This is a genomic window from Bacillus cereus group sp. MYBK95-2 (assembly GCF_051915225.1).
GTDB classification, from domain to species: Bacteria; Bacillota; Bacilli; order Bacillales; family Bacillaceae_G; genus Bacillus_A; species Bacillus_A cereus.
In genome coordinates this window covers 398,214-423,903 of record NZ_JBQAEH010000002.1, presented here as the reverse complement: position 1 = coordinate 423,903, position 25,690 = coordinate 398,214, and the positions used below count along the sequence as shown (strand labels likewise).

Sequence of the window (25,690 nt, the reverse complement as noted above, 5' to 3'; positions counted from 1 at the left end):
ACAATGGAGTGACGACCTTTTTACATAACTCGAATTAAAATAATACCGACAATCCATATAAAGAGAAAAAGAAGCGTCATAGACCATTTATGTTCTTGCATCGTTTGTTTCAATGCCTGTGATAATTGTGTCATGTTCATTTCCGCAAGCGCTCTCCATACACTTACATCCCGATCTTTAGCAATGCGGTCTGTAACACTAATTAAAATTGTTTCGTTAGACAATTTCGTTATATAAGCAGTAATAACCGTTACCATCAAATTTATATTTCCTTCTGAAGAATCACTTTCCACTCTAGAGATAAGTGCACTCACATCTAGTAACGGAATATGTACTTTTCTACCAAATGATAGTTGTACTTCAGCGAAATCATATGTTCCATCTAACAAAGGAAGTTCTTTTATATGCGCCTGCTTAACAAGCCCTTGTAGGCTTCTAATTACTTGTTCAAATATTTTTTCTGTTTGCTTACCTTCTCCAGATAACGTATGTAACTTTTTAAAAAGTTGTAACACTGTATCCATCTCTTTAGAAAGCATTTCCTTCATAATCTTTCCATCACTTAAACTTGCAAGTAAAATACCTATTTCATTATTTTTCGAAATAATTTTAGACTGTCCAGTAAACACTAAATTGCTACGCTTTCGTTCTTTCTGGATTTCATGCTCCGAAATAGCTGCAGGCTGTTTTAATGGTTGTAACGCCTTATCTTCAATTGTCGTACGTTTAATCTCCATTTAAGCGCCTCCACTACTATGAAATAATTAGCCCCATTCTTTATTACTCTTTAAAACTAAAAACAGTACGAATAAACCTGACATGATAGTAAACACATCAGAAGCTTGCACTCCCTGTTCACCTTTTTCTTCTTTCTTGTCTTTCGGTTCTTCTTTTTGTTCTTTCTTTTTAGAGGCAACTTGTTTGTTATTTTTCTCTTTTTGGTCCTTCGCCTTATGTACTTCCTTGTTGTCTTCGAACGGCTCTTTTATAACGTAAGTAAATTCCTCTTTCTCTTCCAACGGTTCTTTTATAAACTTATTTACTTTCTCATCTCGCTTCGGAATTTGAACAACTGGCAAATTTTCTTCTGGAACCGGGTTTTTGACTTTAGAATCTTCTTGCTTCTCATTTTCTTTCTTATCTTCTAATTCATTTTCTAGTTTATTATCTAATTTATCTTCTTTCTCTTCTATCTTTTTATCATCTTCATTTTTTGGCACCAAAACAGAAATGGTATATTCACTTTCCTCAACAAGTTTATTACCTGCTGCATCTATTATCTCTACAAGTAATTCGTATGGCCCAGCCGGCAATGCTTCTGTTATTTCAAATACTTTTTGCCAATCCATATCATGCTTGTTGTAGTCTAATAAAAACGAAAGCTCTTTATTTTCTTTCCCTTTTAATGTAACGCGCACTTCTTTTACAACCGATTCTATATCTGATGCTTTTACTCGTATATGTATAGAATCTCCCTGTTTTCGTTCAACTAAGTTCTCTTTTACTTCATCAATAGTAACTTTCTGTAACTTTGGCAATTCTTTATCTATAGTTGGCGTTTCATTTTTAATACGAATGAGCGGGACTTTCACTTCATTTTTTATGAGCTCTTCTTTCTCATTCTCTTTGTAACTTTGAACGAGCTGAAGATTCCAATCACCTTGCAAATCAAAATCCCCTGCTTTATAGTTAGCAACCCAGCTCTTCGTTTCTTCATCATACTCAAAAGATAACATTCTTTCTTGCGCATATTGCTCCCCATTTTTTTGTAACTGCAATATACCTTTCATACTTTGAATGTTTTTCCCATTTGGTTCTACAGCAATTCGCACCTCTTCGCCAACTTTAAGCTCCGGCTTATTTACTGTAATAATTCCCTGTTCTGTTTCTATCTTTCTTTCACTCAATTGTTTATTTACTACTTCTTGTTGTTCTGCTTCTTTTTGTTTCTCTTCATCTTGTTTCGTTTCCACTTGTTCTGACGATTCTTGAGATTCCTTATTTTCTTCTTGTACATTCACTTCATTTATTTTTTGATCTGACTCAATTTGTTCCTCAGCCTGACTTTGCAAGGGGAAGAACAAGCATACATGTATGCATAGCCAACTCATTAGAAAAAACTTTACGTTTTTCATCTACTAGTTCAAACTCCTATTTCAATGCCTTATAGTGATTTCGTCACTTTTACTCCGAAAAATCCATCTACATTTACAAGTTCACCATACGCCACTAATACATCATTTACATAAATACGAATTGGTTCATCAATATCCTCATCTAGCACAACTGCTTCATTTTCTTGTAAACTTAATATATCTTGAATCGTTTTCACTGTACTTCCAAATACAAATTTCACATTCATTTCTACATTTTGTAGAATGGACGTGTCCATATATACTGGTTCCATTTGTTTTACTTCTTTAAATTCAATAGGTTGCACAACTGGTTCTACAATTTTTTCTTCTTCAATTTCTTCTGTGGCAATCTCTTCTTCTTCCACCATTGGATACAGAAGTCGCCTTACCATTTCTTTCGCTTCAGAAATTGGCAAAATTTGATACATTTTCGATTGAAGCAGATCACCAATTTCAAGATTGAACGTAATTTGAACGAGTTCGTCCACTTCCATTGACTCTCCCAAATACTCCATTTCTTCTTTTAACGTTACAAATTTAACATTTGGCGGCGTCATGTCCATTTTTTCTTGGAACATTTCTGACATCGCCGTAGCAGCATGACCCATCATTTGGTTCATAATTTCTTTAATACCGCTCAGTTCTAATTCAGTAAGCTCTTTTTCCGGATCAACTTCCCCTGTTCCCATCATCATTAAATCTACCATTGTTAAGGCGACATCTTTCGTAAATACGAATACATTCTCATTCTTTAGCCCTTCAACAAAGTCGACATTTAAAATAACAAATGGCACTGGTACTCCATCATAATGACGAACATTGATTGCTTCCACATTTGGTGTACTAATTGTAACTGGCTGATTTAAAAGCGTTGACAATACTGTTGAAGCGGAACCAATTGAAATATTTGCAATTTCACCAAGTACATCTTTCTCTTCTTGTGTTAAATGCTCTTTTTCAACTTGTTCTTCTACAATCTCAGTTTCCACTACTTCTGCTGGTTCGACTGTTTCTTCTACTTCACCAGATAATTGCATTAATTTATTTACCATTTGTTTCGCATGATCAACTGAAACAATTTGTACAAGTTTAGAGTTTACAAGATTATCTATCTTTAAATCAAACGACACTTTAACAATCGTATGATTCCCATCGATTTCAGAAATTTTCTCCATTTCTTCTGATAACTTTACAACTTTAATCGTCGGCGGAGACATATCTACTGTATCTTGGAAGAATTCCGACATAGATGTAGCTGCGAATCCCATCATTTGATTCATCGCTTCTTGTACAGCACTTAGCTCTAATTCGCCAAGTTCTTTTCCGTCCTCCACTTCACCTGTTCCCATCATCATTAAATCAGCAATGGATAATGCAACATCTTGCTTAAGGACAAGAAGGTTTTCCATATCCAATCCTTTTGTAAAATGAATGTTTAATACAACATGTGGAACTTCGACATCTCTTGAATCATATAAATCTACCAACTCTATGCGAGGAGCAGTAATGCTTACTTGCCTATTTAAAATTGTTGATAATACAGTCGAAGCTGAACCAAATGATATATTTGCAATTTCGCCAAGAATATCGCATTCTTGAGGCGTTAAATGCTCATTTTCTTTTTCTAGCACAATCGTGCTCGTATCCCCTTTTGTGTGTTGCTCAGGCATTTTCCCTGCCTCCTCATTTCTGTTTTTCTATCAAATAATATAAACTCTCATTTAATTTTAACAAACTTATTATATAAAACGTTAATATGTATGTATTCCCATTATTAGATTCGTAGCGATTAGCCAAAAAGCTCCCCAATTGTATACAAGTGGGGAGCTTTCCTTCATTCCTATTATAAACCTTCTGGGTTTAAAATGAGGACCACTCGTCCATCACCGAGAATCGTCGCACCAGAGAAATAGTTAGAACTCTCTGCAAAGAAGTCACCTAATGACTTTAAGACTATTTCTCTTTGACCGATAATTGTGTTTACAATAAGTCCATAGCTGCGATGTGTATTACGAACAATTAACACAGGAACCATTTGACCATCATATGACGCAAACGCCTCATCTACTGTTTTTTCACCAAATACAGTACTTAAATGTTTCACTTCAATAATTTGATTACGATAATTTAACACATCTTTTCCTTGTAAGGATTGGATGTCTTCTCTCTTAATTCGAATTGCTTCAACGATATTTCCAAGAGGTAAAGCATAACGCTTATCATTCGTTTGAACAAGCATAGATTGAATAATAGATAACGTTAATGGAAGTTCAATTCTAAATGTACTTCCCTTTCCTTCCTCAGAATCAATAATTAAATGCCCACCTAAACTATGAATCGTATGTTTTACAACATCTAATCCGACACCGCGTCCAGAAAGATCTGATACAACTTCAGCTGTACTAAATCCTGGTTGGAAAATAAGATCAAACACTTCACGATCTGTTAATCTATTCGCATCTGCTTCAGTTACAACGCCATTTTTAATCGCTTTTTCTAATACTTTCCCTTTATTAATACCGTTTCCATCATCCGTAATTTGAATAACGACATGATTTCCACTATGAAAGGCTTCTAATTTAATCGTACCTGTCTCATTTTTACCTGCATCACGTCGTTTTTCAACAGTTTCAACACCGTGATCGATTGCATTTCGAATTAAATGAACGAGCGGATCACCGATTTCATCAATAACAATTTTATCTACTTCAGTATCTTCACCTGTAATTTGTAAATCGATTTTTTTCCCTAAATCTTTCGCTAACATACGTACCATACGCGGGAAACGATTGAACACAGTTTCAATCGGCACCATACGCATATTTAATAGTACATTTTGAATATCTTTTGAAATATCGCCTAATCGATTTAAATGTTCAATTAGCTCCTTGTTTTGAATCGTTTGAGCCAATTCATCAATACGCCCACGTTCAATTACACTTTCTTCAAACATATTCATTAATCTTTCGATTTTCTCTAATTGAACACGAATTGAACGATTCTCCACTTTAGCATTTTTCGTTTTTGTAGTACTTTTAGCTGGCATAGTACTTGAAGGTTGATTCGTTGCCTCTATCGGTGATTCTACCTGAGTAGCCACAGCTGGTTGTAGCTTTTCTTCTACTTGCACAACTTCTTGTGTAACAACTTTTTTAGAAGCTACTTCCTTCGATATAGGTTCTCCTTGCTTTACTTCCACTTTCTCAATTTCAGAAACATGAAGTACTACTTGTTTCAACTCTTCTATACTACAATCCGTATCCATAAATACTGTAAATTCAAATCCGAAAGCATCTGCTTCAATTTCTTCAATACTCGGAGCTGTTTTTTGTATATTCCCTACATTTTGCAATGCTTCAATACACATAATGGCACGTACTGCTTTTAAAATCGCTTGCTGTTCAACTGTTATATGCACTTCATGCGAAACTGCATCATCGTTGTCTATATGATTTTGCTCTATATGTTCCGTAGGAGTTTCTACATTGCCGTTCAATAACGCTTCTAATTTCTGTTTAGTTGAGGCTACATCAATATTGCCCATTCCACCTTGTTGCACATCTGCAACCATCTTCTCCAAATTATCAATGCACTCAAAAATCACATCAATAATATCCGCATTTACAACTATATTTCCATGACGAATTTCATCTAACACATTTTCCATCTTATGCGTTAAATCAGCCATCTCCGTAAATTCCATACTCGCAGACATACCTTTGAATGTATGAGCGGAGCGGAATATTTCTCCCACAACATCCATATCAGCAGGATTTTGCTCTAACACTAGCACATTTTCATTTAGCGACTGTAAATGTTCTTCTGACTCTTCGAAAAATATATTTAATAGATCTGTTTGCATTTTTATCCCCTACCTGTCTAACAAACATTTCATTTATGTATAACAATTTAGTGTTTTACAATGAGAAAAAAGGGGGCCACACGTCGATCCGCTATCACTGTTTTGATTCCTTGTGGCACCCCTTCTATATTAACTATTTGCTACTTTTGTTAAAGCTTCAATTACACGATCGGCTTGGAATGGCTTTACAATAAAGTCTTTTGCCCCGCCCTTAATTGCATCTAATACCATACCTTGTTGTCCCATTGCAGAACAAATAACAACCTTTGCACTTGAATCAATTTTAATAATTTCTTTTAATGCTTCAAGCCCGTCCATTTCTGGCATAGTAATATCTAATGTTACAATATCAGGTTGAAGTTCTTTATACTTTTGAATCGCTTCTACCCCATTCTCTGCTTCGCCGATAACTTCAAAGTCAGCATTACTTTTTAATAAGTTTTTAATCATCGTTCGCATAAACATCGCATCGTCTACTACTAAAATTTTATGTGCCATTCTTTTTAATTCTCTCCTTCTATGTATAAATATATCTTAATATTTCACCTTATCATTCTCACTCATTATACAAAATAAAATGATAAAATTTAATATTTTTTTAAAAGAATTTTCGTATTTTTATTATTTTATTATTAAAATAATAATATACTACTCTTTTATATAAATAACAACGCGACGGTTTTTTTCCCAGTTTTGCGGTGAATCATTTGGTACAATTGGCTTTGTGTCTGCATATCCTACCGCAGCTAGCCTTTTATCATCCACATTATACACTTCAATTAAATGGTGAATCATATTTGCCGCTCGTGCTGAAGATAACTCCCAATTAGAAGGGAATTTCTCGTTATGAATAGGTCTACTATCTGTATGTCCCTCTACAACAATTGGGTTAGGTACGGATTGAAAAAATCCAACTAATTGACTTATTATCCCTTTCGCTTCGGGCTTAACGTTTGCATCGCCTGTATCAAATATTAAATTATCTACTATAACGACGCTTACCCCTGTATCCTCCCGATATACATTCACTTGACTAATACCGTTATTATCTACATACGCTTTTAACTTCTTATATAATTCATCCATTCTCTTTTTTGAGATCATTTTTTCATCATTTTTTTCATGTGAAATATCTGGTATTGTATTTTCCATTACTTTTGCATCTACTTGCCCCGTATCACTAAACTTTTCAAGCATCTTTGACAATTTTACTGCATCTTGCTTTGATGTAGCAACTAGTAATACAAAGAAAGTTAATAATAACATCGTTAAATCTGTAAAAGTCGTCATCCAACGAGGCGATCCCTTTTGCGGTCCTTTACTCATCATACCACTCCTTGAAATATTAGGCTGCTCCTTTTACCTTTTTTACCTTTGTTTCGTATACGTATGTATCCAGTTTCAACTTTAATTTAGAAGGGATTTGTCCACGATACAATTCTGAAATTGCTTCTATTACAAACTTCTTCTCTGTATATAAATCTTCAATACCACGATATACTTTTTCCGCAAGAGGGATTGCAATCATATTCGCAAGTACAGACCCATATAATGTCGTTAACATCGCAACTGCCATCCCTGTACCAATTTGCGATGTATCTTGTAAGTTTTGGAGCATAATGATAAGACCAATTAAAGTCCCTATCATGCCCCAAGCTGGAGCAAAATCACCAATTTTATCTAATAATGCTGCTCCTTTTCTTAACTCATACACTTCCGTTTCAATATCTTTTAATAACACTTCTTTTAATTCATCTTCATCGTAACCGCTTAACATTAATCGAATTCCTTTTTGAATAAAAGGATTATCCACTTGCTCTCCATCTACCTCTAAAGAAAGCAAGCCGTGCTTTTTAGACTTTTTCGAAAAATCGACAAACAAATCCGTTAACTGTTCTAAGTCTTCTTCTCTTCTATGTAAAACAGTAAAAATGCTTTTCGTATATTTTTTTATTTCTCCAAATCGATATGCCACAACAATTGTCGCTGTTGTTCCCCCTATGACAATTAAAATAGATGAAACATCTAAAAAGTTTTTGAAAGCTTTTATTCCACCGCCGCCAAGCATAATTGCCGCTATCACTATAATGAAACCTACTATAATGCCCACTGGGCTAGAAATATCAAACTTCCTTTTTCTTCTTTGTGGTCTAGCTAATACTTGATTTTTCTCTCCCATATTTCTGCCCTTTCCTTTCCATTTTTATATAACATTTTTTTATTTTAATAATACGTTTTCACATATAACATGTATTATACGCTTATCATCTGTTTATCGCAATATACTCATGAAATTGACACATTTCATTTCTATATTAGAATTATGGTATGAATAAATGAGGAGGATTACGATGGAACACAACATTTTACAAGTCATTGCATTAGCAGAAAAACTAAAATATGAAATGCGACATAGCTGGCTTTCCAACGGACGTCAAGAAAGTGTTGCCGAACATACATGGCGCATGTCTCTAATGGCCATTTTAGTTGAACCTTATTTGGATCAAAAAGTAAGTATTGAGAAATTACTTAAAATGGTTATTATTCACGATCTAGTCGAAGCCGAAGCTGGTGATATCCCTGCATTTGATACAATGAATAGTCATGACTTACAGCTACAAAAACAAAAAAATGAACTAGAAGCTATTTTAAATATTAAACAAACATTAACAGGTTCTCTCGGTGAGGAATTATATGACTTATGGATGGAGTTTGAAGCGAAAGAAACGTACGAAGCAAAAGTTGCTAATGCACTCGATAAACTTGAGGTGAAAATCCAGCATAACGAAGCTGATATTGATACGTGGCTACCAATTGAACATAAAATGACATTCCAAGTAGCAAAGCATACAAACTTTGATTCTTTCCTATCTAAATTACAAAAAATCATTGAACAAGATGGAGAAAAGAAGTTAATTGCTGCCGGCATTGATGTTGAGGCATGCAAGCAATAATGAAATAAGACACTCAACAAGAGTGTCTTATTTCATTATTGTTGATATAGCTTGCTTATAAATAAGCTGTTGTTTTCCATCCACTAAGATTAAAACTGTAAATTTATCTACTCCAACAACTTCTCCTACTATTCTAACGCCACTCTTTAAGAAAATTGTAACTGTACCTTTTTCTTCTTTTATTTGTTTATACAATTCTTCCTGTAAATGTTCCAATTACTGTCCTCTCCTTTCTGTGAAACATCTTAATATAAAAAACTATAAATTTTTTATTTATGCACTTTGTCTTTTATATTCATAAACTTATTAATTAGTATATCTAAATCACGACTAAATAACAAAACTTTATCATGATCCAATCCGTGTCTCGCAACAAGTTGAATTAACTCTTTCTTTTTGTTTTCTATTTTATTTTGTAATTGTCCCATCTCCATCTCTATACTAAAACTCCCTTTTCCCATAATATTACTTGTAAAATTATAGTACATATTCTCTCATAAAAAAATAAAAAAATGGTTTTTTTTACAATTTTTTATTTTTCTATGCCTAAATTACGAATCACGTAAAGATTTATTTACAAATCACTAACATACAATCCTAATGAATCTACAGGCATTTGTCTAATTATAAATGAGACTGGCTCGTTTTCTATACAAAAAACATACTGTATATAGTAGTCCATGAACCATATAGATTAACTTATTAAAAAGGAGGAAAACATATGAGTTATGGTGGAAGTTGCGCTGGTTTCGGCGGTGGATTTGCTTTGCTTATCGTACTATTCATCCTTCTAATCATCATCGGATGTAGCTGTTGGGGTGGCGGCGGATACGGATATTAATATATCCTACCCTTGACAAATGAACGAAAAACTATAGAAAAACAGCTCATATTTGAGCTGTTTTTTTCATACTTTCGTATGAATTTATATCCCTCTTATTTGCGATTTCAACTAACAACATATTGTTTACTATGGAATAAGAACCATTTTACTAAGGAGGATTACGATGATTAAAGGTCTTTACGAAGCACATTTACCTGTTGGACTTCCTACAGAGAAGAGAGTGTATGTAAGCGAATTAGAAAAACAAGTTCCAGCATCATCAATACATAAGGATTAATCTATTTATGTCAGTTTCTTATTCCACACTTCTTAAAACAAATAAAAACTTCAATAAACTATTTTATGGGCAAACATTAAGTGTACTTGGGGATTGGTTCCATACGGTAGCTTTATTAACATTTGTCTACAGCATAACGGAATCGCCGTTTATGATCGCACTTACTTTTATAAGTAAAGGTTTACCACAGCTTCTTCTTAGTCCATTCATAGGCTTAATTGTAGATCGTTTCTCTAAAAAGAATATTATGATTTTCACCGATATTACACGGGGAATTCTAGTTCTTACATACTTACTCGCAGGCTATAAAATTGAGATTATTTTCATTGCCAATATATGTTTATCCGTACTTTCTTGTGTATTTGAGCCGGCTAAACAAACAGCCTTAAAAAATATCGTACACCAAAACCATTTCGTAACTGCTAACTCTCTTTCTAGTACAATTACTGGTTTTATGTCTATTATAGGTGCTTCTTTGGGCGGGATACTTACACAATCTTTACATATTGAGTTCGCTTTTTTAGTAAATAGCCTATCATACTTTATTTCAGCCTATTTTATTTATAACATGAGTATTCCTGCTCATGATACTTGTAACAAGAACAAAGCATTTTTCACTGATATAAAAGGTGGTTATACATACATATTACAAACAAAAATCATTTTAACATTAATTCTTGTCGGCATTTCATGGGGCATTATTGGAGGCGCTTATCAACTACTTCTAACGATCTATGCCGAAAAAATTTTCCATACGAACATTGGGATTTTATATACGGTTCAAGGGGCTGGGCTTATGATAGGAAGCCTTCTCGTTAATCTTTATATATCCCATAATAAAGAAAAAATGAAAAAAGTATTCGGTTGGGCCTACTTATTACAAGGAATTTTCTTTCTCGGATTCATTCTATCCGATCAACTTATTATCGGTATCATTACTTTATTCTGTATGCGTATAGCAGGAGGAATCATCGTTCCACTTGATACGACATTACTTCAAACTTACACACACGAAAATATGATAGGTAAAGTTTTTTCATTCCATTATTCTATTTACGGATCTCTTATTCAGTTATCGATGTTTTTTACAGGAGGGCTGTTAGAAATTCTTTCTCCTCAAATGATTGGCAGTTTATTAGCTACATGCTGTATTTTTGTAAGTTTTATATGGCTGTTCTTGTTTTATCGCGGGGATCTCAGTGAATAATTTAATGATAATCAATACATTTTGATCCCATTCATTATTTGTTTCCCCATAATAAAATTGTTTCAAAATGTAAGTCGGATTTTTTAGTTAAAGAGCCTTATATGGCAATACTATTTGAGAAAAAACTAGATATTTATGTTAAAATACAAATGAGTTTGTGAAATATTGCACTTAAATAATAGACTTTAACTAGTTAAACTTGATTAAATAGGAGGGCTGTTTTGGGTATCACATTCATTTTCGTATGTATTATATTAGTGGCTTCTATTCTGCAAGCAAGTACAGGTTTTGGCTTTTCCATAATGGCAACCCCTTTCTTACTTATGTTATTTCTACCACAAGAAGCTATACAAATAAACATTATTTTATCTTTAATTATTTCCATTTCACTCATTTGGAAAATAAGAATGGACGTTGATTTTGTTCTACTGAAAAGGTTTATTTTTGGAAGTATAGTTGGTGTTCCTTTTGGCATTTTAATTTTCATTTCCGTTAACATAAACACTTTTAAATTAGCAGTTAGCATCCTACTCTTACTATTAACATTATTGCTAATATGCAACGTTAAGGTTAGATCAACACAATCTAGAGATTTCATAGTTGGTGGATTATCTGGTCTTTTAACGACGAGTATCGGTATGCCCGGTCCACCCCTGTTACTTTATTTTACAGGAACTGATACTGAAAAAGAGAAGTTAAGAGCAACTACATTAGCTTTTTATTTGTTTATATATTTCATTAGCCTAGTAACTCAAATACTCTTTACTGGCACAAACAAAACCATTTGGGAATCAAGTTTTTATGCCATTCCAATTGTATTTTTAGGTTTGTTTATAGGTCAAATTATTTTTAAATGGCTTAATCAACGGATTTTTAAAATATTTACGTACATTCTTTTAAGTTGTACAGGGGGTTATCTTCTTATTGAAAGTTTGAACTTGTTATAGAAGATGCTTTAGATTGCGCCATAACAGATATGTTCAAACAAAATTATTGCTGTATTTTCCGGCAGGGTATTCCATATCAAAACTTAAATAACTTTATTGACAGTTTACAATTAGCAATAATCTTTCTTTCATAAGATAAACATTTCAAATCAAATACTAAATAAAACGATAAAAAGCGGCTATTATGCCGCTTTTACTTACTATTGGCATTTCATTCTCATTTTCTATCACTTTTGTAAAAAATTATTAATTTTTATTTCTATGTATATGATAACAAACAAAATACCTAAGTTCAGAAAGAATAAACAACTTTCTGGCCTTAGGTATTAACAATCAAACTATTCACTTATACTAAAGTTTCATCATAAAGCTCTGTTACATTTTTAAAATATTGCAAGTTCTCCTTCGCTTCAGCTTCATTAAATAAATTGAGTTGCTTCATTATTTCAGTAGCAAATTCAACGTACGCAGACCCTACCGCTGTTATTATTTTTCCATCAACCGTTACATCTTTGTTTTGTTTATATTCCCATTCATGTAAATGAGCTAATTGTTTTTCATCTGATGTTAATGATGTTGAGAATTTCTTCTTATTCAGCACCCCTGCTGCATGTAATAAAGATGTTCCGGCACAAATACCCGCTATCCATTTATTTTGCTTATGTAATTTGTTCACAATAGATAACAATTGTTCATTTTCTAAATGATCAAAAATATGTCCGCCTGGTACGATAAACACTTCATAGTCCTCTATTTTAATTTGCTCAATAGAGACATGTGGTTGACACAAAAAACCGCCTTCTCCTGTAACTGTTTTTCCGTCTACAGTTGCTGTTATTATTTCAAATTGCTTACTTATCAAAAATAAACTCGCTATATTCACTTCAAATTCTGCAAACCCATCAAACAAAAAAATTAAAGCTTTTTTCATATTATCTCCTCCCCCTATACTTATTCGAAGACAATCACCTTTCTCCTCCAAAAAAAAAAGCAAACCTGCATCACAGGTTTGCCTCTTTGCTCTCTTTGCTCACTTCTTATTAAATCCTTTTTCACTTAAAAACTCTTTCATATGCATTCTTTTTTCTTTAGACATAAATGAACTCATTGATTCCGTCCATGTTACGTTTTTTTGATTTGATGATCTTTCTTTATAATACGCGCTCATCGTTTCGTCGTATTCGTTTAATAATTCATCATATTTCTTTTCATCATATCCATTTTCATGAAGGATAGCTGTTACTGGTAAACGTGGTTTCACTCCATGATCTTCATCTGGTACACCGACTGTCATTCCGAATACAGGATATACTTTATCTGGTAAATGAAGCAATTCACTCACTTCTCTTGGGTTATTACGAATACCACCAATGTAACAAATACCGTATCCTAACGATTCTGCTGCTAGCGCTAAGTTTTGCGCAAAAAGTGAAGCATCTACTGTCGCAACGATAAAATCTTCTACTCCTTCATGCTTTATCTCGGTACCATGTTTTTCACATGCCATTTCAAGTCGTTTTAAATCTGCACAACAAACAAAGAATGCTGCACAGTCTTTCACGTGACGATTTCCGGATAGCTCTGCTAGTTTAGCCTTTAATTCCTGATCTGTTACATATATAACAGAATACGCCTGTACAAAATGTGATGAAGCTGCATGTTGCGCAGCGTGCACCATCTTTTCTACTACATCTTTCGGAATTGATTCTTCTTTATATTTACGAACTGAAACATGTTGCTCCATCTTATGTATGATCTCATTCATGAAAATCACTCCTTTTTCTCTTCCTAATGAAAAATTAACATATCTTTTTCAATATTCACAACTTATAAGCACAAAAAGAGCAATTCTTTTTGAATTGCTCTTTTTAAAACGTTTATTAATACGGTAAATGAAATTATACCGACAGATTTACATCATATTATTTCTTATCTTATTACGCCGTTTTCAAAATTTTAATACCTTTTACGATATTCCAAATGAAGTAGTAAATTCCTACAAGAATGAACACTGCATATGTGATCATCATTCCAATTCCAGCACCGTCAGATTGATTGAATCCTAAACCGAATATTCCTGATATCGCTAATCCTCCGAATAAAATTGCGTACGGGAAAATATGTGACCAAAATGCTTTTTTCGCGTGGTATTTCACTTCATCTTCCGCAACGAAGTACACGATAATTGGTAGTAAAAATGGTGCAAAAAAGATACTAAAGTAACATAGTGAAGATAGTATATTATTTCCTTTCATCCGACTCACCTCTAAATAGTTTTTGTTATCTTCATTATGTCAGGAATCCATTCTAGAAACTATCGCTTTACCTTTCATTAAGATGACATGTTTGTAAGATTTCCCTCAAAAAATCCCACCTGGACTTTCAGACGGGATTTTTTTCTCTATATTCGATTCATAAACCAATATTGCGTAATGGCTAAATACTCACGTATATTCGATGGAATGACAATTCGCTTTGGTGTTTCGGCCGGAAGACCTTCTAATTGTAACCCTTGCTTAGCTGCTATTTTTTTCGCTCTAAACATGTGGAAATCGTTTGTTACGATCATTCCTTTTTTCATATTGTCCGGAATTAAAGGTTTTGAGAATTTAATATTTTCATCAGTACTCGTTGACTTATCTTCCATTATAATGCGGTCTTCTGCAATTTTTAATTTCATTAATTCATTTTTCATTGCTAATGCTTCTGAAATATCTTCCCCTTTTCCTTTCCCTCCAGATACAATAGCGATTGCTTTATCATGTGATTTCAAATACTCAGCTGCTTTATCAATACGATATTGCAATGAGTACGATGGTTTCGTTCCGTTTACTTTCGAGCCCAATACAATTATATAATCAGCTTCATAGGTCGCATTCATTTGCCCATGCTTATAAATGTTATATTGTAAAAATCCCACATAAACGGCGCAAACCATTATAATTCCTATCATATACTTAATTATTTTTTTCTTTTTCATATCCATATACTCCTATGTTCTTTGCTTCTTTCATGATAATATCCATTTATTTGTTTGTATACAGACAAATTCCAATTCAACCTAATTTATCCTCTAGAAAGTAATATTTATATTTCTTTCGGGAACAGTAAGTACAACTTTGCACGAAGGAGTGTCTCTATTGCTTCTCTTTTTATGTAACGTATCGTTCTTTTTTATTTTATTTTTACTATCACTTAAGATGCTCGGTAAATCAGCTTTAGCACAACTAACTCCTCATGATTTTGGTGCTATTATCTTTTTATCTTATTTAGCTTTTCAGGCCATACCAGTCTCTGGTGCTTTGCAAGCTTTTCTCGGTATGCTTGTAATTACATGTTTACATTTAATCCTTACAAAATTAAGCCTATTCAACAAACTAAATCGTTTTATTCTCGGGCACCCTATTATTTTAATTAAACATGGTGACATTATTTTTGAGAATTTACAAAAAAGTAGATATCCAATTGCTGAATTACTTTCTAACCTTCGCGTTGCAGGATATCCAAGTGTTCATGAAATTGAATACGCTATTTTAGAAGCGAACGGCGCTATTAGTATTTTACCAAAAAGAGAACTTGTACCATTAACTCCAAAAGATTTAAACATAGAAGTTAAGTATGCTGGATTACCAATTGCACTTATCGTCGATTCACAAATTCAATATGATAACTTAAAGTTAATACATAAAGATGAAAAATGGTTATATAAAGAATTAAAGGAAAAAGGAATTACAAATATTAAAAACGTTGCCTTTGCTTCTGTTCAAGAAACGGATGGATCTTTTGCGATTAGTTTAAAGGAATAAAAAAATCCCCTTAATTGCTTAAGGGGATTTTCTTCATCATATCGCTTCTTTCTCTCCTGCCATATTTAATGGAACAGGATGTTTCATACGATTCATCGTAAATACGATAATCGCTGTCATTACTTCTGCAACTGGCATAACGAGCCAAATTCCGTTTATCCCAAATAATTTCGGCATAATCCATAACAATGGAATAATAAATAGTAATCCTCGGCTCATTATAATAAGTACTGATTTCTTCGTTTGTCGCACTGATTGGAAATACTCTCCATACACAATGTTATAACCTAAAAATACGTATTGGATAAAGAATAAGCTAATACCTGTTAAGGTTAACTCCAATAATTCTGGAGATTGAACATCAAATAAACCAATGATATATTTCCCGAAGAATAATCCGACAATTATCGCAATGCCTCCGAGGACAACTGCAATTTTCACAGCAAACTTCAATCCTTCACGAAGTCTCTCTGATAAATTTGCCCCATAATGGAAACTAGCAATTGGCTGTAATGCTGCTCCAACACCAAAGAATAATAGTAATGTCATTGCATGAATACTATTCACCATCGCATAGGAAGCTACTCCTACTTCTCCTGCATATTGGACGAATGCGATATTAAAACCAATCGTTACGATTGCAACCGTACTTTCTGCTGTAAAACTTGGGAAACCAATCACCATAATTTGTTTGACAGTATCCCATTCAAAATGGAATTTCGTCCACTTTAAAATACTACTTTTTCTAAAGAAATGAGTTAATAATACAAGGAAACCAATCGCTGCCGAAAGAATAGTCGCTGAAGCAGCACCTGTTACGCCCCATCCAAAGATAAAAATAAAGATATAGTCAAACACTATATTTAATACAGCTGTTACAACAAGACCAGCCATTGCTAAATTAGGATTTCCATCATTCCGTATGAATGTACTTAAAATATTTTCTAAAACGTATATCATTCCAAATGTTAATAATACGTGTAAATAGTCTAACGCATATGGTAGAATCACTTCATTTGCACCAAATAAGTATGCTAAATCTTCTATTCTCCATAAGCAAATCGCTGCTAAAATCCCTACGATAACAACTGCTACCGTCATGGATTGAGTAAAAATAGACCTTGCTCTTTCTCGTTTATTTTCGCCTAATGCAATGGAGTATAACGTTGCCCCGCCCATTCCGATCCATAATGAAATAGAGAAGAAAATCGAAAATGCTGGAATAGCCACGTTCACTCCTGCTAAACCGTTCGCCCCAACTCCTCTACTAATCATGACCGCGTCAATTACAATATTCACTGACATTAATACCATTCCAAGAACGGCTGGTATTAAATAAGAAATAAATAAGCTTTTTATCGGTTTTTCTCTTAATTTTTCTGTTGCTTCCATACTCTAATATGCTCCTTTTTTTCAACTCTCTTTTCTTAGTTTAAACCTTCAAGTAACTTGAAGGTCAAGAGAGAATTAAAAAAACAGGTAACTGACTTATACTAATGAATGTAAATTTGTAATCAATTCAAAAGTTTTCATCTTATTTTTTCACTACAGGAATTTGAATTTCTGTTACTTGCTCCTCTGGATTTTCTGTTACAGACCAATCAATCAATCCAATCTCAATCGAATCTCCATGTACTTCGTAACCTTCTTTATCAATGTATGTAAGTAACTCCTTGTACGTTGCATCTGTTTCTTCATACGGTCCATGATGATAAGAGCAAGCATATAAACCTTCTTTAATTTCATCTGAAGTATGCACTTCATACGGCATATAATCCAAAAGAATAAATACACTGCTATATGCTTGAAACTCATTTTGCATTAATCCTTTTTTCGCAACAGTTACACCAATATCTCCAGAAAATAAACTATCATCCATTTGCCTCATATTTTTTTGTAACGAATGAATGTAGTACTCAAACATATCATCCGTCGTATTTGGAGCAACCGCAATTGCTGTAATTTTTCGCTGCGGAATCTCTTTAATTACCATTTGTTCAGCTTTTGCTTTTGTTGCTTTCTTAATTAAATGAATTCTATGCTCCATTTTCGCCAAAGCATACTCAATTTCTCTTTGTTTCTTCAGCATCATCTCTTGTTGTTTTTCCAGTAAATTGAGTGCGTATGCTGGATTTCTTTCATCAATATATTTCTTAATTTCCTTTAACGGAATATTTAACTGGCGTAAAAATTTAATCGTATCTAACAGTGAAAATTGATCGATTGTATAATAACGATAATTCGTTTGAGGATCCACAATGGACGGATGAAAAATTCCTTTTTCATCATAATACCTTAATGTAGATTCTGCGATATTATGCATTTTCGCCATTTCTCCAATTGTAAAACGTTTATTTAATAACATCTTTTATTTCCTTCCATTTCTATTTATTTCATTATATGTTCATTTTCTCTTCAAAACAAAAAAGAATTCCCATACGAGAATTCTTTTTTACTATTAAACCTCTATTATTATAGGAAGAATCATCGGCTTTCGTTTTGTATTTGTATATATATACTTCCCTAACGCTTCTCTTACCTCCCTTTTCAAAATACCCCAGCTATTCACATTCTCTTTCTTTAAATTATTAATCGTAATAACAGCTAATTTATTTAATTCTCTTAGAAATTCTTCTGAATCACGGACATAGACAAATCCACGAGAAATAATATCTGGACCTGAAATTATTTCTCCATCCACTTTATTAAAAGTAATAACTATAACGAGCATTCCATCTTCTGAAAGTTGTTTACGATCACGTAATAATGCATTTCCAACATCTCCAATTCCTAATCCATCTACATATATATTTCCTGCCTGTATTCTTCTAGATTGAATTGCCACTTCATTACTTATATCTACAACATCTCCATTACGTACAATAAAGATATTTTCCTTTTCAATACCAATTGATTCTGCTAACAAACTATGGTGATGTAGCATTCTAAACTCTCCATGAATTGGAATAAAATATTTTGGCTTCATTAATGTAAGCATTAACTTCAACTCTTCTTGATATGCATGACCGGATACATGCACTCCAGTAGAACTACCTGATCCGTAAATCACCTTTGCTCCTAATGCAAATAAATTATCGATAATTCGAGAAACGTTACGTTCATTTCCTGGGATAGGGGTCGCGGCTATAATAACCGTATCTTCTGGTAAAATATCCACTTGTCTATAGTTTCCACTAGCTAAACGCGCTAAAGCTGCCATTGGTTCTCCTTGACTTCCTGTACAAAGTATTGCAACCTGCTTTGGATCTAAACGATTTACCTCATTTGCTTCAATCAACATACCTTCTGGAATATGTAAATAACCTTTCTCTAGAGCAACCTCTACTACATTTACCATACTTCTCCCTAGCAAAGCTAGTTTTCGATTTGTTTTTATACATGCTTCAACTATTTGCTGAACACGATTCACATTAGAAGCAAACGTAGAAATAACTACTTTTCTATTTGCTTTCATAAATATTTCCTCTATCCGTTCTCCTACTGACCTTTCTGATGGAGTAAAACCTGGGCGTTCTGCATTTGTGCTTTCAGATAATAAAGCTAGTACACCTTCACTTCCTATTTTAGCCATTTTATGAATATCAGGATGTTGATTATTTACTGGTGTTAAATCAAATTTAAAATCACCTGTATGTACTACAGTACCTTCTGGTGTATGAAAAACAATACCGAGACAATCCGGAATACTGTGGTTCGTTTTAAAAAAAGTTGCCTTAATAGAACCACAATCAATTTCTGATTCTGAATGAATAACGATTAATTCCGTATCATTTTGAAGATTGTGTTCCTTTAATTTAATTTCAATTAAACCTAACGTTAACTTTGTTGCATAGATTGGTACATTTAGTTGTTTTAAAAAATATGGTATTCCGCCAATATGGTCCTCATGCCCGTGCGTTACTATTAAACCGCGAATTTTTTCTTTATTTTCTTGCAAATATGTGACGTCTGGAATTATTAAATCAATCCCTAATAAACTTTCATCTGGAAATTTAGATCCACAATCAATGACGACAATATCATTTTCATATTGGATAGCATACATATTTTTTCCTATTTCATTTACTCCACCTAAAGCAACAATAGACAAGTTATTTTTTAATGCCTTCAAATTATAAATCCTCCCTTTCACAGTTATAGTTCGTGAAATAGTATGTAGAATTTATTATTTGTAATGGAAAAGGACTTCATACTATTTTATACATATAAAATTCACACACTACTCTTACACCTATATCCCAATAAGGCAGCTTCTTCCTCAAAAAGCTCCCATTTTTTCATTGATTTTTTATAAAATCTATTATATATTAATTACAGGTTCAAATTACGAGTTCAAAAGAACTTGTAATCAGACCCTTTTGTTTAATGGGTTTTACATATTTTCATTAGGCAAATTCCGAGAAATCGTATGATAAAATTAAAAATGACGAGGAGAGGATCAGATGGAATTCGAATTTTTCTTTCAAATTGCACTTATTTTATTAAGTACAAAGCTTGCTGGTGATCTTAGTGTTAGATTAGGTCAACCTTCTGTACTAGGTAAATTAATTGTCGGTATCGTTATCGGTCCAGCTGTATTAGGTTGGATTGAAAATTCAGAGCTTCTAACTCAATTAAGTAATGTCGGGGTTATTCTTTTAATGTTTATGGCTGGACTTGAAACAGACTTAGAAGAATTAAACGCAAATCGTAATTCTTCTTTAGCAGTTGCACTCGGAGGTATCATTCTTCCATTCGTAGGTGGTTACGTTTCCGGTCTTGTGATGGGAATGGAACAAGGAAACGCTGTATTCTTAGGATTACTTCTATGTGCGACAAGTGTTAGTATTTCCGTACAAACACTTCGTGATTTAGGTAAAATGAAAACACGTGAAAGTACGACGATGCTTGGAGCCGCTGTATTTGATGACATTCTTGTTGTTATTTTATTAGCATTTGCAATGAGCTTCTTAGGTACTGATGATGTTAACTTAACAATGGTTATCTTGAAGAAAGTAGTATTCTTCGCTTCTATTATTTTAATCGGATGGAAAGGTGTTCCTGCGATTATGCGCTGGTTATCACCACTGCGCGTATCTGAGTCTATCGTAAGCGCGGCTCTTATCATCTGTTTCTCATTCGCATATTTTGGCGAATTATTAGGAATTGCTGGTATTATCGGTGCTTTCGCTGCTGGTATTGCAATTTCTCAAACAAACTACAAACATGAAGTAGAAAAGAAAGTAGAACCAATTGCTTACGCTATGTTCGTTCCCGTATTCTTCGTTAGTATCGGTATGAATATTACATTTGACGGTATCGGCAATCAAATTTGGTTCATCTTAGCATTAACTGTTATCGCTGTATTAACGAAATTAATCGGCTGTGGATTCGGTGCACGAATGACTGGATTTGACGCTAAGTCTTCTGCAATTATCGGTGCTGGAATGGTTTCTCGTGGTGAAGTTGCACTTATCATTGCAGGAACAGGACTTTCTTCAGGTCTATTGGCACAAGATTACTTTACAGCAATCGTTATTGTCGTTATTTTAACTACAATGATTACACCACCAATGTTAAAATACACTTTTGGTGCAAAAGATAAAGCAATGAAAGCAAGTAAATAAATTTACTATAATAAAAGGAGATTGCTATTTTATAAGATAGCAATCTCCTTTTTGTTTTATCTTTAAACAATCCCGTTCTTTTTTAACCATTTTTCAAAAATAATTCGTGCTTCATCATCATCAATATCATTCCCAAATGAATACACCATAATGCCATAATCATCTATATATTTACCTAGCTTCATTCCCTCCACTTTCTTATAAAAATCGTCTGCCTCATAGTGCGGAATATAAGCATCCCAAACTGGTTCATTTATTCTTTTGTACGCCGTCACTTCTAAATCATATCCGTCTTCATAATATCCGATGTGATAATGTTTGTTAGGATCATATTTCTCCATTAAAAGTCCCCTCCTACTAAACAAGAGCGAGCCTTATATTACAGCTCGCTCCTCTCTCTATTTATTAAATACGCTCCATCGCTGTCTTCAACGTTCCAACAACGAAAGCAATCTCTTCACTTGAAATAACAAGAGGCGGCGCTAATGTTAAAACGTTATTATATCCTGCTGTTGTCATACCGTTTCGTCCTATAATTAAGCCCTTTTCTTTACAAGCATTTACAACACTTGCAATTTTGTCGTTATCAATTGGCTCTTTCGTCTCTTTATCATTTACTAATTCAATTCCAACTAATAGACCTTTTCCTCTAATATTCCCAACAAGCGGATGTTCCCCAATTTCATCTTTTAGTTGCTCTAATAAAAGGGAACCCATTTGCGCAGATCGCTCGATTAAATTTTCATTTTCCATAATCTCTAAGTTTTTAAGTGCTAATGCACAAGCTGCTGGATTTCCACCAAATGTATTAATATGGCGGAAGAATTCATATTCTCCTTTACCTTTAAAAGCCTCATATATTTCTTTTTTCACAGCTGTTGCAGATAATGGTAAATATGCGCTCGTAATGCCCTTTGCCATTGTAATAATATCTGGCTTCACATCATAATTCATAAACCCAAATGCTTTTCCTGTACGACCGAAACCGCAAATTACTTCATCACTAATAAGCAAGGCACCGTGTTTTTGACACGTCTCATGAACAGCTTTCATATAGTCTTGTGGTGGCATTAATATGCCCCCGCCTGTAATAATTGGTTCCATAATAAAAGCGGCAATTGTTTCACTTAATTCCCACGTCATAACACGATCGACTTCTTTCACACATTCTACATCATAAATATGCTGCCCTTCAATTTCAGGCATACGGTAACAATCCGGTGGTGTTACGTGTAAAAAACCTGAAGCAAACGGCTCATACTGATATCTACGCTGCGCTTGTCCCGTCGCTGCCATTGTCGCCATTGTATTCCCGTGATACCCACGGTAACGTGACATAAATTTATAACGATGTGGTTCACCTTTTTGAGCATAGTATTGCCTTGCTATTTTAAAAGCTGTTTCGTTCGCTTCTGAACCACTATTTGAGAAGAAAATAACATACTCTCCCCCAAGCCACTCATTTAACTTTTCAGCAAGCTTTATAGCTGGCTCATGGGATTGTGACATTGGAAAGTATGATAATGTTTGTAATTGCTTATAAGCCGCTTCTGCGAGCTCTTTTCTTCCATATCCACTATTGACACACCAAAGGCCACTCATACCATCTAAATATCTTTTTCCTTGTATATCTTCAACCCAGCACCCTTCAGCTTTTGCCCCTACCATTGTACTATTTGGACTAAAGGGACGCATTCCGTGCCAAACATATTGCTCATCTTTTGCTAATAATTCATCAGTTTGCTTCGTTTTCATCATTACTTCCACCTTCCATAACAACTTATTTTTCACAAAAGCTGCGCTGGTGCCATGATGACTTAAATTTCTCCCTGCTATTTTCATTCCACAAAATTAAGACAAATCCTACTTACAAATCAGTAATATTTACAAGAAAATGACAAAAGAAAAAAGAGCTTTTCTTATCTATCGAAAAGCTCCTCTTTTATTTAATGTGAAGACGCATCGCTAATGCCATGACCAGTATTAGATTTCACTAGAATTTCATCAAATTTCGCTTCATCTTCTTTCTTACTAGATAAAACCGTTCCTAAATATGCTGCAAGAAATCCGAGTGGAATTGAAATAATTCCTGGTGTCGTATATGGGAATAACGCTTCCCCAACAAAAATAGCTTTTCCAGCTACAGGGTTCCAAACATTCGGACTCAACGCTACGAGAACAATTGCTGATACGAGACCTACAATCATACCCGAAATAGCACCCGTTGTATTAAAACGCTTCCAATATATTGTAAATAAAATTACTGGTAGATTTGCACTCGCTGCAACTGCAAATGCTAATGATACTAAAAATGCAACGTTTAATGTTTGGGCAAATAATGCAAGTATGATAGATAGTATCGCTACTCCAATAGATGCATAACGAGCCATGGATACTTGCTCTTTTTCCGTTGATTTTCCTTTACGAATGATTTCATTATAAAAATCATGAGCGAATGCTGATGCTGCTGTTAATACAAGACCTGCCACTACAGCCAAAATCGTTGCAAAAGCAATTGCTGATACGAAAGCAAATAAGAAGTCTCCACCTAACGCTTTGGCTAATAAAGGTGCCGCCATATTACCAGCTGGGTTTGCTTTAATAATCGCTTCATTTCCTACAAACGCTGCCGCACCAAATCCTAAGAAAATCGTCATAATATAAAATGCACCAATTAACCACGTCGCATATACGACAGATTGACGTGCAGTTTTTGCATCACGTACTGTAAAAAAGCGGACAAGTATATGTGGTAATCCAGCTGTACCAAGTACTAGTCCTAAATTTAAAGAAAGTGTATCAAGACCATCCTTATACTTTACACCTGGATTTAAAAATGAATCTTTTAAAGGTGTAGCTGTTTTCATTTGAGCGAACATTTCAGTCACGCTGAAGTTGAATTTTGCGAAAACGATAACAGAAATAATAAACGTACCAGCCATAAGTAATACAGCCTTTACGATTTGTACCCAGCTCGTTGCTGTCATACCTCCAAAAATAACATACACCGTCATAAGTGTTCCAACGATTAATACAGATGTCGTATATTCAATCCCTAATAATAATTTAATAAGTGCACCCGCGCCAACTAATTGTGCAATCATATAAAAGATAGAAATCGTCATCGTATTAAGAGCTGCAACTCCGCGAACTTTTTTCGCATCAAAGCGTGCTGCAATCATATCCGCCAAAGTGTACTTTCCTAAATTTCTAAGCGGTTCTGCAACAAGATATAGTACAACTAGATAAGCAACTAAAAAACCGATACTATAAAAGAATCCATCAAACCCAGTTAATGCGATTGCTCCAGCTATACCGAGAAATGAAGCAGCAGACATGTAATCTCCAGCAATGGCCAGACCATTTTGCCAACCAGTTAATCCCCCTCCAGCCGTATAAAATTCACTCGCATTTTTCGTTTTTTTCGATGCAAAATAGGTTATGACGAGCGTACCAAGAACAATAATTAAAAATAGTGCAAATGCAGTAGTATTCAAGTTCAGCCCCTCCCTTTTTGCATATCTTGCAGAATTTTTCGGGAGATTTCATCAAATGATTCTGCTTTTTTGCTATAAATCATACATAGTGCCCATGTCATGATAAATTGGGAAAAAGCAAATACCCACGCCCATGTAACGTCTCCAAATGCAGGTGTATTAAGCACCTTTGAATACGATGTTAGAATAGGTAATGCGATAAAAAAACTAAAAAAGAAAATACTCATTGGAATGATAAACTTCTTTTTCGTATTTAATAACAATTGAAATTCTTCCGACTGAACGACCTCTGTATAATTCACCTCATTTTGCAACTTACGTGCTGACGTATCGTCTCGTTTCATTAACCGATCCCCTCTCTTACTTGAAATACACTTCCCCCTTGCATACCTAAAGACTAAATTTTATAAATATTCAGAAACTTATATTCATTTTAGACAATCCATGCATTCATGCAAAGATTTTTTGATAGACATTTTTCGGCAATTTCCCCTAAATTTTTAATATACTTTTTCAAAATAAAGTGACACTTTA

At 33.9% G+C, this 25,690-nt stretch carries 26 protein-coding genes; 6 read left to right on the top strand and 20 right to left on the bottom strand.

Annotated features, from left to right (window positions below):
* Positions 1–20 precede the first annotated feature (20 nt).
* The 7 genes from ACTFN4_RS09145 to ACTFN4_RS09115 form a co-directional block, all read right to left on the bottom strand.
* Complete coding sequence (locus ACTFN4_RS09145) at positions 21–737, bottom strand: hypothetical protein (protein WP_000403950.1); 717 nt, start codon at positions 735–737, stop codon at positions 21–23.
* A gap of 27 nt (positions 738–764) precedes the next feature.
* Positions 765–2,135 (bottom strand): transglycosylase, encoded by a 1,371-nt coding sequence (locus ACTFN4_RS09140; RefSeq protein WP_071739876.1) that lies wholly within the window; start codon positions 2,133–2,135, stop codon positions 765–767.
* Positions 2,136–2,164: 29 nt separating this feature from the next.
* On the bottom strand, positions 2,165–3,805 hold the full coding sequence (locus ACTFN4_RS09135) for a flagellar motor switch protein (protein ID WP_001115002.1): 1,641 nt from the start codon (positions 3,803–3,805) through the stop codon (positions 2,165–2,167).
* A 173-nt stretch (positions 3,806–3,978) separates the two neighbouring features.
* Positions 3,979–5,997, bottom strand: coding sequence for a chemotaxis protein CheA (locus tag ACTFN4_RS09130; RefSeq protein ID WP_061456998.1), 2,019 nt, complete (start codon positions 5,995–5,997; stop codon positions 3,979–3,981).
* A 129-nt stretch (positions 5,998–6,126) separates the two neighbouring features.
* Complete coding sequence (locus ACTFN4_RS09125) at positions 6,127–6,495, bottom strand: response regulator (RefSeq protein ID WP_000940565.1); 369 nt, start codon at positions 6,493–6,495, stop codon at positions 6,127–6,129.
* A gap of 150 nt (positions 6,496–6,645) precedes the next feature.
* Positions 6,646–7,323 carry an OmpA family protein gene (locus ACTFN4_RS09120; RefSeq protein WP_000033627.1) on the bottom strand — a complete coding sequence of 226 codons (678 nt, stop codon included), beginning with the start codon at positions 7,321–7,323 and terminating at the stop codon, positions 6,646–6,648.
* 19 nt (positions 7,324–7,342) lie between these two features.
* Entirely contained in the window at positions 7,343–8,176 is an 834-nt protein-coding gene (locus tag ACTFN4_RS09115) for a flagellar motor protein MotP (protein WP_000504191.1), read from the bottom strand.
* A gap of 172 nt (positions 8,177–8,348) precedes the next feature.
* On the opposite strand from ACTFN4_RS09115, the gene ACTFN4_RS09110 reads away from it, so the two are divergent.
* On the top strand, positions 8,349–8,951 hold the full coding sequence (locus ACTFN4_RS09110) for an HD domain-containing protein (RefSeq protein WP_000400779.1): 603 nt from the start codon (positions 8,349–8,351) through the stop codon (positions 8,949–8,951).
* Between the two features lie 27 nt (positions 8,952–8,978).
* On the opposite strand, the gene hfq is transcribed toward ACTFN4_RS09110, so the two are convergent.
* A complete protein-coding gene (gene hfq, locus ACTFN4_RS09105; protein WP_000400665.1) occupies positions 8,979–9,167 on the bottom strand; it encodes an RNA chaperone Hfq in 189 nt (62 codons plus the stop codon).
* Positions 9,168–9,220: 53 nt separating this feature from the next.
* On the bottom strand, positions 9,221–9,439 hold the full coding sequence (locus ACTFN4_RS09100) for an aspartyl-phosphate phosphatase Spo0E family protein (RefSeq protein WP_000291691.1): 219 nt from the start codon (positions 9,437–9,439) through the stop codon (positions 9,221–9,223).
* 233 nt (positions 9,440–9,672) lie between these two features.
* Between ACTFN4_RS09100 and ACTFN4_RS09095 the strand changes: the two genes are divergently transcribed.
* From ACTFN4_RS09095 to ACTFN4_RS09085, 3 genes are all read left to right on the top strand, one after another.
* On the top strand, positions 9,673–9,792 hold the full coding sequence (locus tag ACTFN4_RS09095) for a YjcZ family sporulation protein (RefSeq protein ID WP_000120179.1): 120 nt from the start codon (positions 9,673–9,675) through the stop codon (positions 9,790–9,792).
* A 287-nt stretch (positions 9,793–10,079) separates the two neighbouring features.
* The gene (locus ACTFN4_RS09090; protein WP_439962223.1) at positions 10,080–11,279 is read left to right on the top strand and encodes an MFS transporter; all 1,200 of its coding nucleotides are present in this window, start codon (positions 10,080–10,082) and stop codon (positions 11,277–11,279) included.
* Positions 11,280–11,500: 221 nt separating this feature from the next.
* Positions 11,501–12,226, top strand: coding sequence for a sulfite exporter TauE/SafE family protein (locus tag ACTFN4_RS09085; RefSeq protein WP_046392533.1), 726 nt, complete (start codon positions 11,501–11,503; stop codon positions 12,224–12,226).
* A 346-nt stretch (positions 12,227–12,572) separates the two neighbouring features.
* Here the strand turns inward: ACTFN4_RS09085 and ACTFN4_RS09080 are convergent, their stop codons facing one another.
* The 4 genes from ACTFN4_RS09080 to ACTFN4_RS09065 all read right to left on the bottom strand — a co-directional run bounded on the left by ACTFN4_RS09080 (position 12,573) and on the right by ACTFN4_RS09065 (position 15,206).
* On the bottom strand, positions 12,573–13,157 hold the full coding sequence (locus ACTFN4_RS09080; RefSeq protein ID WP_439962222.1) for a type 1 glutamine amidotransferase family protein: 585 nt from the start codon (positions 13,155–13,157) through the stop codon (positions 12,573–12,575).
* 99 nt (positions 13,158–13,256) lie between these two features.
* Positions 13,257–13,991 carry an oxygen-insensitive NADPH nitroreductase gene (gene nfsA, locus ACTFN4_RS09075; RefSeq protein WP_439962221.1) on the bottom strand — a complete coding sequence of 245 codons (735 nt, stop codon included), beginning with the start codon at positions 13,989–13,991 and terminating at the stop codon, positions 13,257–13,259.
* A gap of 172 nt (positions 13,992–14,163) precedes the next feature.
* The gene (locus ACTFN4_RS09070) at positions 14,164–14,481 is read right to left on the bottom strand and encodes a DUF4870 domain-containing protein (RefSeq protein ID WP_439962220.1); all 318 of its coding nucleotides are present in this window, start codon (positions 14,479–14,481) and stop codon (positions 14,164–14,166) included.
* Positions 14,482–14,627: 146 nt separating this feature from the next.
* The gene (locus ACTFN4_RS09065; RefSeq protein WP_217362690.1) at positions 14,628–15,206 is read right to left on the bottom strand and encodes a YdcF family protein; all 579 of its coding nucleotides are present in this window, start codon (positions 15,204–15,206) and stop codon (positions 14,628–14,630) included.
* A gap of 160 nt (positions 15,207–15,366) precedes the next feature.
* Between ACTFN4_RS09065 and ACTFN4_RS09060 the strand changes: the two genes are divergently transcribed.
* Positions 15,367–16,032, top strand: a complete 666-nt coding sequence (locus ACTFN4_RS09060; RefSeq protein WP_000923927.1) for a DUF421 domain-containing protein — start codon at positions 15,367–15,369, stop codon at positions 16,030–16,032.
* Between the two features lie 36 nt (positions 16,033–16,068).
* On the opposite strand, the gene ACTFN4_RS09055 is transcribed toward ACTFN4_RS09060, so the two are convergent.
* The 3 genes from ACTFN4_RS09055 to ACTFN4_RS09045 form a co-directional block, all read right to left on the bottom strand.
* Positions 16,069–17,424, bottom strand: coding sequence for an MATE family efflux transporter (locus ACTFN4_RS09055; RefSeq protein ID WP_000388389.1), 1,356 nt, complete (start codon positions 17,422–17,424; stop codon positions 16,069–16,071).
* Between the two features lie 142 nt (positions 17,425–17,566).
* Positions 17,567–18,397, bottom strand: coding sequence for a MerR family transcriptional regulator (locus tag ACTFN4_RS09050; protein WP_000925935.1), 831 nt, complete (start codon positions 18,395–18,397; stop codon positions 17,567–17,569).
* A 93-nt stretch (positions 18,398–18,490) separates the two neighbouring features.
* Positions 18,491–20,164 (bottom strand): ribonuclease J, encoded by a 1,674-nt coding sequence (locus ACTFN4_RS09045; RefSeq protein WP_000645621.1) that lies wholly within the window; start codon positions 20,162–20,164, stop codon positions 18,491–18,493.
* Positions 20,165–20,495: 331 nt separating this feature from the next.
* Here ACTFN4_RS09045 and ACTFN4_RS09040 point away from each other — a divergent pair, with 331 nt between their 5' ends.
* Entirely contained in the window at positions 20,496–21,659 is a 1,164-nt protein-coding gene (locus tag ACTFN4_RS09040) for a cation:proton antiporter (protein ID WP_000393901.1), read from the top strand.
* A 62-nt stretch (positions 21,660–21,721) separates the two neighbouring features.
* On the opposite strand, the gene ACTFN4_RS09035 is transcribed toward ACTFN4_RS09040, so the two are convergent.
* The 4 genes from ACTFN4_RS09035 to ACTFN4_RS09020 all read right to left on the bottom strand — a co-directional run bounded on the left by ACTFN4_RS09035 (position 21,722) and on the right by ACTFN4_RS09020 (position 25,500).
* Positions 21,722–22,000: a DUF3986 family protein gene (locus tag ACTFN4_RS09035; RefSeq protein ID WP_000417068.1), complete on the bottom strand. Its 279-nt coding sequence runs from the start codon at positions 21,998–22,000 to the stop codon at positions 21,722–21,724.
* Between the two features lie 64 nt (positions 22,001–22,064).
* Positions 22,065–23,414 (bottom strand): aspartate aminotransferase family protein, encoded by a 1,350-nt coding sequence (locus tag ACTFN4_RS09030; protein WP_000850962.1) that lies wholly within the window; start codon positions 23,412–23,414, stop codon positions 22,065–22,067.
* Positions 23,415–23,605: 191 nt separating this feature from the next.
* Positions 23,606–25,156 carry a solute symporter family protein gene (locus ACTFN4_RS09025; RefSeq protein ID WP_001098240.1) on the bottom strand — a complete coding sequence of 517 codons (1,551 nt, stop codon included), beginning with the start codon at positions 25,154–25,156 and terminating at the stop codon, positions 23,606–23,608.
* Positions 25,157–25,158: 2 nt separating this feature from the next.
* Positions 25,159–25,500 (bottom strand): DUF485 domain-containing protein, encoded by a 342-nt coding sequence (locus ACTFN4_RS09020; protein WP_000817366.1) that lies wholly within the window; start codon positions 25,498–25,500, stop codon positions 25,159–25,161.
* Positions 25,501–25,690 lie beyond the last annotated feature (190 nt).

Excerpts from the sequence above, each read along its gene's own strand:
- ACTFN4_RS09130 (WP_061456998.1), bottom strand. The coding sequence starts at position 5,997 with ATGCAAACAGATCTATTAAATATATTTTTCGAAGAGTCAGAAGAACAT.
- ACTFN4_RS09100 (WP_000291691.1), bottom strand. The coding sequence starts at position 9,439 with ATGTACTATAATTTTACAAGTAATATTATGGGAAAAGGGAGTTTTAGT.
- ACTFN4_RS09020 (WP_000817366.1), bottom strand. The coding sequence starts at position 25,500 with ATGAAACGAGACGATACGTCAGCACGTAAGTTGCAAAATGAGGTGAAT.
- ACTFN4_RS09065 (WP_217362690.1), bottom strand. The coding sequence starts at position 15,206 with ATGAAAAAGAAAAAAATAATTAAGTATATGATAGGAATTATAATGGTT.
- ACTFN4_RS09055 (WP_000388389.1), bottom strand. The coding sequence starts at position 17,424 with ATGGAAGCAACAGAAAAATTAAGAGAAAAACCGATAAAAAGCTTATTT.
- ACTFN4_RS09050 (WP_000925935.1), bottom strand. The coding sequence starts at position 18,397 with ATGTTATTAAATAAACGTTTTACAATTGGAGAAATGGCGAAAATGCAT.
- ACTFN4_RS09095 (WP_000120179.1), top strand. The coding sequence starts at position 9,673 with ATGAGTTATGGTGGAAGTTGCGCTGGTTTCGGCGGTGGATTTGCTTTG.
- ACTFN4_RS09115 (WP_000504191.1), bottom strand. The coding sequence starts at position 8,176 with ATGGGAGAGAAAAATCAAGTATTAGCTAGACCACAAAGAAGAAAAAGG.
- ACTFN4_RS09080 (WP_439962222.1), bottom strand. The coding sequence starts at position 13,157 with ATGAAAAAAGCTTTAATTTTTTTGTTTGATGGGTTTGCAGAATTTGAA.
- nfsA (WP_439962221.1), bottom strand. The coding sequence starts at position 13,991 with ATGAATGAGATCATACATAAGATGGAGCAACATGTTTCAGTTCGTAAA.
- ACTFN4_RS09145 (WP_000403950.1), bottom strand. The coding sequence starts at position 737 with ATGGAGATTAAACGTACGACAATTGAAGATAAGGCGTTACAACCATTA.
- ACTFN4_RS09090 (WP_439962223.1), top strand. The coding sequence starts at position 10,080 with ATGTCAGTTTCTTATTCCACACTTCTTAAAACAAATAAAAACTTCAAT.
- ACTFN4_RS09070 (WP_439962220.1), bottom strand. The coding sequence starts at position 14,481 with ATGAAAGGAAATAATATACTATCTTCACTATGTTACTTTAGTATCTTT.
- ACTFN4_RS09120 (WP_000033627.1), bottom strand. The coding sequence starts at position 7,323 with ATGAGTAAAGGACCGCAAAAGGGATCGCCTCGTTGGATGACGACTTTT.
- ACTFN4_RS09040 (WP_000393901.1), top strand. The coding sequence starts at position 20,496 with ATGGAATTCGAATTTTTCTTTCAAATTGCACTTATTTTATTAAGTACA.
- ACTFN4_RS09125 (WP_000940565.1), bottom strand. The coding sequence starts at position 6,495 with ATGGCACATAAAATTTTAGTAGTAGACGATGCGATGTTTATGCGAACG.
- ACTFN4_RS09110 (WP_000400779.1), top strand. The coding sequence starts at position 8,349 with ATGGAACACAACATTTTACAAGTCATTGCATTAGCAGAAAAACTAAAA.
- ACTFN4_RS09035 (WP_000417068.1), bottom strand. The coding sequence starts at position 22,000 with ATGGAGAAATATGATCCTAACAAACATTATCACATCGGATATTATGAA.
- ACTFN4_RS09135 (WP_001115002.1), bottom strand. The coding sequence starts at position 3,805 with ATGCCTGAGCAACACACAAAAGGGGATACGAGCACGATTGTGCTAGAA.
- ACTFN4_RS09140 (WP_071739876.1), bottom strand. The coding sequence starts at position 2,135 with ATGAAAAACGTAAAGTTTTTTCTAATGAGTTGGCTATGCATACATGTA.
- ACTFN4_RS09030 (WP_000850962.1), bottom strand. The coding sequence starts at position 23,414 with ATGAAAACGAAGCAAACTGATGAATTATTAGCAAAAGATGAGCAATAT.